The 233-nt window shown below is 80.3% G+C and carries 1 protein-coding gene; it reads left to right on the top strand.

Features of this window, described 5'->3' with window-relative positions:
* Positions 1–233 (top strand): hypothetical protein (locus ACM0OT_RS23860; RefSeq protein ID WP_414566851.1); only part of this gene is annotated, 233 nt, incomplete at both ends.

The following is a 233-nucleotide window of genomic DNA, read 5'->3' as shown; positions in this document are numbered from 1 at the left end:
CCCGCGACCCTGCCCAAGCCCGGTTCGACCACGCCGTCCAGGCCCGGCGAACTGCGGGCCCCGCCGCGCAACCCGTCGGCGGCGCAACCGGGCAAGGCCGGGCCGGCACCCGCGCAGAAGACGCCTCCCCCGCAGGGCGAACCCCGCCCCGCCAAGGAAAAGCGGCCGTCCGAACGCCTGGGCGGCGAGGGCGGCACGGACAGCCGCGGAGCGCCGCGCAGCCCGGGCGGCAC

This window comes from Anabaena sp. CCY 9613, from assembly GCF_963920895.1.
GTDB lineage: Bacteria > Cyanobacteriota > Cyanobacteriia > Cyanobacteriales > Nostocaceae > Cyanocohniella.
This window is presented reverse-complemented; position numbering and strand designations above follow the sequence as displayed.